The sequence below is a fragment of the Candidatus Infernicultor aquiphilus genome (assembly GCF_002784285.1).
Taxonomy (GTDB): Bacteria; Atribacterota; Phoenicimicrobiia; order Phoenicimicrobiales; family Phoenicimicrobiaceae; genus Infernicultor; species Infernicultor aquiphilus.
In genome coordinates, this window is record NZ_PFKO01000176.1 from 1 (window position 1) to 8481 (window position 8481).

Below are 8481 nucleotides of genomic sequence, written 5' to 3' on the forward strand. Positions count from 1 at the left end.
ATGAAGGAGGTTACGAGAAATGTATACTCAAAAGAAAGGAATCAACCAGTGGGCCTTTCCGGCGAATATGAGCTTAAAAGATTGTTTCAAGTTGGCAAAAGAAGCAAAATTTGATGGTGTTGAGGTAACAATTGCTGAAGAAGGAGAAATTACATTAAGCTCTACCAAAAGTGATATTCAAAAGATTGTGAAAATATCTCGTTCTATTGGTGTTGAAATAAGTAGTTTGGCTACTGGACTTTTCTGGAATTATTCTCTGACAAGCGATAATTCTTCAGAACGGGAAAAAGCCAAGAGTATTGTTAAGAAAATGTTAGAAGTAGCAAGCTGGCTTGAAGTAGATACAATATTAGTTGTGCCTGGTGCGGTAGATGTTTTCTTTAAGCGCGGTTTCCCCATAGTTTCTTATGATAAGGTTTATGAACGTTCATTCCAAGCTTTGAAAGAATTAGCTCCTATTGCGGAAACTTATAAGGTAAATATTGCCATTGAAAATGTTTGGAACAAATTTTTACTTAGTCCCATTGAAATGAAGCACTTTATAGATTCAATAGGTAGTTCGTATATAGGAGTTTACTTTGATGTGGGTAATGTGCTTCAAATTGGGTTTCCAGAACAGTGGATAAAAATTTTAGGAAGCCGGATTAAAAAAGTGCACTTCAAGGATTTTAAAAAATCTATTGGCACTACAGAGGGCTTTGTAAATCTCCTTTATGGTGATGTTAATTGGCCTGATGTAGTTTCAGCACTTAAGGAAATTAGATACGATAGTTATGTTATTGCTGAGTTATCTCCTCCAAAATTTCATCCTGAAAGTTTAATATTTGAAACATCTATTAGTATGGATAAAATATTAGGGCGAAAGGAGAAGTAAAACGCTATTTAAAAATAAGTTTTATTGGAACTGGTGCAATAGTATCTATTTACCTGAGAAATCTCTCAAGGATAAGAGATGTAAGAATTGTTGTAGTATATGATGTAATTCAAGATAAAGCAAGGAAAATAGCACTTGCTATAAATAAATCAATAGAATCGGATAAAAGATATATTTTAAAAAAATTGGAGGATAAAACAATATGATTAAAATTGGTATTATTGGTGGTGGATCTATGGGAAAGATGCATGCTAACTGTTATAGGACTTTACAGAATGTTAAAGTTATAGGTGTATCAGATATTCGACAGGATAAGGCAAAAGAGTTAGCTAATTTAACTGGTGCAAGAGTATTTAGTAATGCAGATGAATTAATAAACAATAAAGAAATTGATGCTATTAGTATTTTTCTTCCTACACATTTACATAAAGAATTGGTTATAAGATCTGCCCAGGCCAAGAAGCATATATTTTGTGAGAAACCATTTGCACTTACAGTAAAAGATGCCGAAGAAATGATTAAAGAAACAAAAAAGGCAAAAGTAAAATTAATGATTGGTATGGTGTTACGTTTTTGGCCAGAATATATTGAGTTTAAGAGGATTGTAGATTCAAAAAAATTTGGTAAGTTAAAAGTTCTTAAATGTACTCGTATTAGCGCACCTCCTATATATGGATGGGATAATTGGTATTTTGACCCTAATAGAAGTGGCAGTGCTGCACTTGATCTTCATATCCATGATGTAGATTATATTTATTATTTATTAGGAAAACCGAAATCAGTTTATTCTTTAGGGAAAAATGATAAAAAAGGATGGCAACATATATGTTCAACATATAGGTACAGAGATATGATAGTAAACGCTGAAGGGGGTTGGGATTTAAGTAAGTCTTATGGATTCATGCAAGAAATAAGAGGAGTATTTGAGGATGGTACTGTTTTAGAATACAATTCCAAAAATCAGCCGTTAATAATTTATGGGAAAGAGGAAGATAAATTGGTGGATGTTCCAAGGCCGAAAGTAGATTCTGTTAATACTGGTGGTAATATTTCTGAACTTGGGGGATATTATAATGAAGATAAATATTGGATTGAGTGCTTGCAAAATGATAAATACCCGGAAAGAGTTACCCCTGAAGAGGCAAAAGCATCTTTAGAGATTGTTCTTAAAGAAATAGAATCAGCAAGAATTGAGAAGGAGATTTTATTATGAAGATGGAGCTTGGTGCAATGATTCATGTTACTGAAAATATAAAAGAGAGTTTTGAAGAGGTAGCTAAATTAGGAATGCGAACCTGTCAGGTTTCTTGCACAGCGGAGCTTATGATAGATAGATTAAAACCGAAAGATATAAGAAGGGCTTCAGAAGAGTTTGGTATTGAGATAAGTTCTTTCTTTTTGGTATTTGAGGGACAGATTTATAATAGAATAGAAGGGGTTTCAACAGTAGGTTTTATCCCTGAGGAGTATCGTACCAGAAGATTTAAATTGGCAGAAAAATTTTCTGATATGATTTATGAAATAGGCGTGAAAAACATTACTTCCCACGTTGGTGCTATACCAAATGATCCAAAAAGTCCTCTATATTTGGGATTTGTTCCAGTGATGAAAAAATTTGTTGAATATTGCCAAAGAAATGGTCAGATATTTTGTTTTGAAACTGGGCAGGAATTACCATCAACGCTTAAAAGATTAATTGCTGATATTGGTAATAATGCTTATGTAAATTTAGACCCAGCTAATTTAATTCTTTATGGTATGGCCCATCCTTTAGATGCGGTGGAAATTCTTGGAGAATATGTAAGGGGTATGCATGCAAAAGATGCCCTCTGGCCTAATCGTGATGAGAGCCTTGGAATTGAAGTTCCAGTTGGAAAGGGTGAAGTCGATTTTCCCCTATTAATCTCTAGATTAAAAGAGAAAGGTTTTCAAGGGCCCATAACTATAGAACGAGAGATATCAGGGGAACAGCAGAAGAAAGATATTTTAGAAGCAAAGAAATTTTTGGAACCATATTTGTAATTTACCAAAGAAAGGTTATGAATAAATTATGTCTGGCAATTTAATTACTTTAATAAAACCCCGAGTGCTTCCCCCGCTCGATGATAGTTTTATGCCGGCTGTCTTATGGAATCATAATTTTCAGTTTAATGTCCGTAATTCAGGAGGAGGGATTCCTCTTACTATTGCTTTAAAGAGAGGAGATATTTTAATAAAAGTTTTTAAAACACAAGTTTTTCCTCCACAAGCTAAATATGCTTCCCTGAATTATTTTTACCTAGAACGCTTAGTAAAGACGCTTTTATGGATTTACGGTGGACCTAAAATAATTATAGTTGGTCCCCAAGAAATTGGCGAATATATTAAAAGATTATATTCTCAAAAAGGGAAACGTTTTTTTGATGCAAATTTTATGTCTAATATATATGAAAAGCCTTTTTCTATAGTGGCTTGTAGTGCCGAACAAGTAGTTCCGGTTAAAGAAAAATCAATTCCTTTAAATCGACAACTTAAAGGATGCCGTATCGGTTTTGACCTCGGGGCAAGTGATAGAAAAGTAAGTGCGGTAATAGATGGTAAAGTAGTCTTTAGTGAGGAAGTAGTATGGAACCCTGGCGTACAAACTAATCCAAACTATCATTATCACGAAATTATGTCTATGTTACATCGTGCTGCGGCACGTATGCCCCGCATTGATGCTATAGGAGGAAGTTCTGCCGGGGTCTATATAAATAATCGGGTAATGGCTGCTTCCATATTTCGTGGAATTTCTTCTGATCTTTTTGAAAAAAGAGTAAAAAATATTTTTTTAGATATACAAAAGGAATGGGATGTTCCTTTTAAAGTGATAAATGATGGAGAAGTTACAGCTTTAGCCGGGTCTATGTCATTAAAAGTTAATGCAGTGCTAGGCGTTGCTATGGGATCTAGTGAAGCAGGGGGTTATGTAGATAGAAAGGGGAATATTACTACTCAGCTAAACGAATTAGCTTTTGTGCCTATTGATTTCAATGAACAAGCGCCTATTGATGTATGGTCTAAAGACTATGGATGTGGAGTTCAGTATTTATCCCAAGTAGCGGTTATACGACTTGCAGAAAGAGCTGGAATTATTTTTAGCGAAAAACAAACTCCTGCTGAAAAATTGAAATTTGTCCAAAAATTACTTGCTAAAGGGGATAGTAAGGTAGTAAAAATTTTTGAAACAATTGGGGTATATTTAGGATATGCTATTGCACATTATGCAGATTTTTATGATCTAGAACATATATTAATATTGGGTCGAGTTACTTCAGGTGAAGGTGGACCTATAATTTTACAAAAGGCAATTCAAGTTTTACAAGAAGAATTTGTAGAATTATTTAATAAAATTTCTATACATCTTCCTGATGAATCTATTAGAAGAGTGGGTCAATCTATTGCTGCTGCCAGTTTACCTTTAGTAAATAGTGAAGGGTAGTTTTGATAAAAATTTGTTAAGGTAAATAAATTTTGCAATTCTGTAAATTTTTTATAAGGAGAGTGATTAAATATTATTAACCAAAACAAAAGGACTGCTATTTTGCATGGTACTATAGTTACTCCTTTTCAATTACTTGAGGATAGAATTATTATTATTGAAAAAGGAAAAATTATTGCCATAACAGATAGAAAAGAAGATCTAGCTATTCTGAAAAATGTAGAGATAATTGAAGCTCAAAATAAATTTATAGTTCCTGGGTATATTGATATACATGTTCATGGTGGTGGTGGATCAGATGTTATGGACGGAGAATATGAAGCTATAAAGCAAGTTGCTACTACTCATTCTCGTTTTGGTACTACAGCATTTCTTCCTACCACAATGGCAATGACTAAAGATAAAATTATTAAAAGTCTTAAAAGTATTCATGAAGCAAGGTTAAAAGGTACTGGAACTGCTGAAATTTTGGGAATACATCTGGAAGGACCTTATATTAATCCTGAAAAGAAAGGGGCTCAAAAAGAAGAGGATATTAAAAAAGTTTCTGTGGAGGAGTTCTTAGAATTTAATCAAGCTTCCGGTAATTTAATTCGTTTAGTTACCATTGCACCAGAAATGCCCGGAGCAATTGATTTTATTCGTTGGTTACACCAACAAGGCATTATTGTTTCGGTTGGACATTCTAATGCTACTTATAAGCAAGTGCAGGAAGGTATTCAAGCTGGCTTATCCCAGGTTACCCATATATTTAATGCTATGAGAGGGTTACACCACCGTGAGCCAGGAGTGGTAGGAGCAGCTTTATCTTCTCCAAAATTGATAGTAGAGATGATTGCTGATGGAATACACCTTCATCCAATGGTATTAAAAATGTTAACTCAAATTAAAGAAAGTGAAAAATTAGTTTTGATTACCGATGCAATGAGGGCAACAGGTTTTAAAGAAGGTACTTATGATTTAGGAGGGCAAGAGGTTATGGTGACTCAAGGACAAGCTAAATTAAAAAATGGTACTTTAGCTGGCAGTGTGTTAACCATGGATAAAGCAGTTAAAAATTTGGTAACTAAAGTAGGTATTTCATTATTAAACGCAGTCCAAATGGCAAGTTATAATCCAGCGAAGTGCCTGGGGATAGATGATAAAAAAGGTAGTTTAGAACTATATAAAGATGCGGATATAGTTATTTTAAATAAAAACTTAGAAACTGAATTAACTATGGTGGCAGGTAAAGTAGTTTACCGGAGAAAAGAAATATGAAAGTGGAATATTAAAGCAGCTTCTCAGTTTGCATAAATCAACAGTGATATAATTTATTTTAATTAATAAGTTTAAGTTAATTTAAAAAGCATAATTTAGATCATATTTTTTAAAGATTTTATTCTCTAAATTATGCTTTTTGTTATTTAAAAGTCTGATTTTTAAAGGTATTTATAACCTTGTCCCTTAAAGGTGCATAGGGTAAATAATTAAATATGTTGATTAGTATTATCTGTAAAGCATGGGTACTTTTTGGGTAGTAATCATGTTATAATATTTTAAAAAATGGATAAAATATACTTGCAGTTTTATAATATCCGGAAAGAGTTTAAAGATATATGAATTTAAATGAAATACCTAAATTAAGAATAGGTGATTTAAAGGCCAGCCTTCCTATTGTTCAAGGGGGAATGGGCGTAGGTATTTCTTTGTCAGGATTAGCTTCAGCAGTGGCTAACCAAGGTGGCATTGGGGTTATCGCGACGGCAGGTATTGGCATGCTTGAGCCTGATTTTGCCACAAATTTTAGTGAAGCAAATAAAAGAGCCTTAAGAAAAGAGATCAGAAAAGCAAAGAAAATGACCAGAGGAATTATAGGTGTAAATGTAATGGTCGCTCTTTCTGATTTTTATGATATTATAAAAATTGCCATAGAAGAAGAAGCAGATTTAGTTTTACTGGGAGCAGGGCTTCCCTTAAGAAATCTTAAAATATTACTTCCCGATAAATTAAAAGAAAATAAAACTAAGGTTATTCCTATAGTTTCATCAGCCAGAGCAGCTAAAGTTATATTTCAATATTGGCAAAAAAATTACCAGCATGTACCTGACGGTGTGGTTGTTGAAGGGCCATTGGCTGGTGGACATCTGGGCTTTAAAAAAGAGCAGATTAATAATCCTAGTTTTTCACTGGAAAAATTATTGCCCGAAATAATTTCGGTGATAAAGACCTATGAGGAGCATTCTAATAAAAATATTCCAGTAATTGCTGCCGGAGGTATCTATACCGGGGCGGATATTTACAAATATATTCAATTGGGAGCTCAAGGAGTGCAGATGGCCACTAGATTTGTAGCTACTTATGAGTGTGATGCTTCCTTAAAATTCAAAGAAAATTATTTAAAATGTAAAAAAGAGGATTTGATTATAATTGATAGCCCGGTTGGCTTACCTGGTCGAGCAATCAATAATAAATTTCTTGAAGAAGTATCAGCTGGGATTAGGAAACCTTTTAAATGTCCCTGGAGGTGTTTAAAGACTTGTAATTTCGAAAATTCACCTTATTGTATTGCCCTCGCTCTAACTAATGCTCAACAAGGAAAACTTGAGGATGGATTTTCTTTTGCCGGAGCTAATGCCTATCGCGTGAAAAAAATTATCTCGGTTAAAGAGCTTATTAATACATTAGTAGAGGAATATAAAACGGCTTCATCCATTTTTTATCAGATGCATTCGAAGGAGATTTAAAGCGCGGCAGGAGGCCCTTAAACGGATCTGTTGTCGATTTCCGAATAACTGGTGTTTCTGGATAAGAGTCTTTTTACTATTAGCTAAAGCTATATAGACCAGCCCAACTTGTTTCTTTTCAGTGGCCCCTCCCGGACCTGCGATACCAGTAATACTTATTCCAATATCACTGTAACAGCATTTTCGTACCCCTTCGGCCATTAAACGAGCTACTTGTTCGCTTACCTCGCCGTATTTTTTAATTATTTCCGGAGGTACTTTTAGCAGCTCTTCTTTGATTTTAGCGTTATAGCTTATTACTCCACCTTGAAAATATTCAGAACTTCCCGGTATATTAGTAATCATTTCTCCTAACCTACCTCCGGTGCAGGATTCTGCTACAGCGACTTTAATATTCTTTGCTTTTAATAGATTTCCCACCACTTCTTCTAAGCTCTGTTGATCGGTTCCATAAACATAATCACCTAATATTTTAATTAATTGATTAGATAAAAATTGTAACAGTTGGTCTACTTCTTTTTCGGTAGGAGCTTGAGTAGTTATCTGGATCTGGATATCTTCCGGATGAGCATAGATACCAAAAGAAAAATTAGTTTGTTCATGGATATAATTACGAATAAGTTCATTAACTGATGACTCTCCCAGGCCAGTAATTTTTAAAGTTTTTGACTTTTTAATTACAGAAGGTGGAAATTTTTCTTTTAAATAAGGGATAAGATTTTCTTCTATCAGCTTCTTCATTTCATAAGGGACACCAGGGAAAGAAGATATAATTTTATTATCTTTTTCCAGAATCATAGCCGGGGCAGTGCCATATTTATTGATAATTATTTTAGCTCCTTCAGGAAGGTAAGCTTGTTTAAGATTACTTGGTGAAAGTTTTATTTTTATACTATGGAGAATCCTTTTTAAGTTTTTTTCAGCCTCTGGAGATTTTATTAGCTTAAGGTGTAGAGTTTTAGCAATAACTTGGTAGGTAATATCATCTTCCGTAGGTCCTAATCCACCAGTAGTAATAATCAAATCAGAACGACTAAGAGCTTTTTTTAGAAGAGATAAAAGCATTCTTTGATTATCGCCAACTGCTGAAATATAATTTAGGTCAATACTGAGTTCAGCTAATTTTTGAGCGATAAAATTAGCGTTGGTATCGGTGATTTGCCCTCTTAATATTTCACTGCCTATACTGATAATTTCTGCTTTCATTGATTTATTTACTTCTCCTTCATTGATTGATTATATTTTATTTATTATAGCTTTAAAATTTAAAGAAAGAAAGAAAAAAAATGAGGAGTCAGGGAAAATAATTAAAAAATCTCGGAAAGAATGGTTGAAAAATTAATTTTGGTGTATTATAGTATGATTACAACCCAAAAAGTACTTAAACTAACTATATTTCAAAAATAGTGCAAATAACATCA

7 protein-coding genes are annotated in these 8481 nt (G+C 33.6%); 6 read left to right on the top strand and 1 reads right to left on the bottom strand.

Going from position 1 to position 8481, the window contains the following annotated elements; all coding sequences use genetic code 11:
• Positions 1 to 19 precede the first annotated feature (19 nt).
• The 6 genes from COZ07_RS04900 (at position 20) to COZ07_RS04925 (ending at position 7060) form a co-directional block, all read left to right on the top strand.
• Positions 20 to 874 carry a sugar phosphate isomerase/epimerase family protein gene (locus tag COZ07_RS04900; RefSeq protein ID WP_406607467.1) on the top strand — a complete coding sequence of 285 codons (855 nt, stop codon included), beginning with the start codon at positions 20 to 22 and terminating at the stop codon, positions 872 to 874.
• Positions 875 to 1076: 202 nt separating this feature from the next.
• Positions 1077 to 2087 (top strand): Gfo/Idh/MocA family protein, encoded by a 1011-nt coding sequence (locus tag COZ07_RS04905; RefSeq protein ID WP_406607468.1) that lies wholly within the window; start codon positions 1077 to 1079, stop codon positions 2085 to 2087.
• Entirely contained in the window at positions 2084 to 2896 is an 813-nt protein-coding gene (locus COZ07_RS04910) for a sugar phosphate isomerase/epimerase (RefSeq protein ID WP_406607469.1), read from the top strand. The genes COZ07_RS04905 and COZ07_RS04910 overlap by 4 nt, the downstream gene beginning before the upstream one ends.
• Before the next feature lie 28 nt (positions 2897 to 2924).
• Positions 2925 to 4334 carry an ROK family protein gene (locus tag COZ07_RS04915; RefSeq protein WP_406607470.1) on the top strand — a complete coding sequence of 470 codons (1410 nt, stop codon included), beginning with the start codon at positions 2925 to 2927 and terminating at the stop codon, positions 4332 to 4334.
• Between the two features lie 102 nt (positions 4335 to 4436).
• On the top strand, positions 4437 to 5594 hold the full coding sequence (nagA, locus tag COZ07_RS04920; RefSeq protein ID WP_406607471.1) for an N-acetylglucosamine-6-phosphate deacetylase: 1158 nt from the start codon (positions 4437 to 4439) through the stop codon (positions 5592 to 5594).
• 338 nt (positions 5595 to 5932) lie between these two features.
• Complete coding sequence (locus COZ07_RS04925; protein WP_406607472.1) at positions 5933 to 7060, top strand: nitronate monooxygenase family protein; 1128 nt, start codon at positions 5933 to 5935, stop codon at positions 7058 to 7060.
• On the opposite strand, the gene COZ07_RS04930 is transcribed toward COZ07_RS04925, so the two are convergent.
• Complete coding sequence (locus COZ07_RS04930; RefSeq protein ID WP_406607473.1) at positions 7022 to 8266, bottom strand: competence/damage-inducible protein A; 1245 nt, start codon at positions 8264 to 8266, stop codon at positions 7022 to 7024. The two genes, COZ07_RS04925 and COZ07_RS04930, sit on opposite strands and share 39 nt — an antisense overlap.
• Positions 8267 to 8481: the final 215 nt, after the last annotated feature.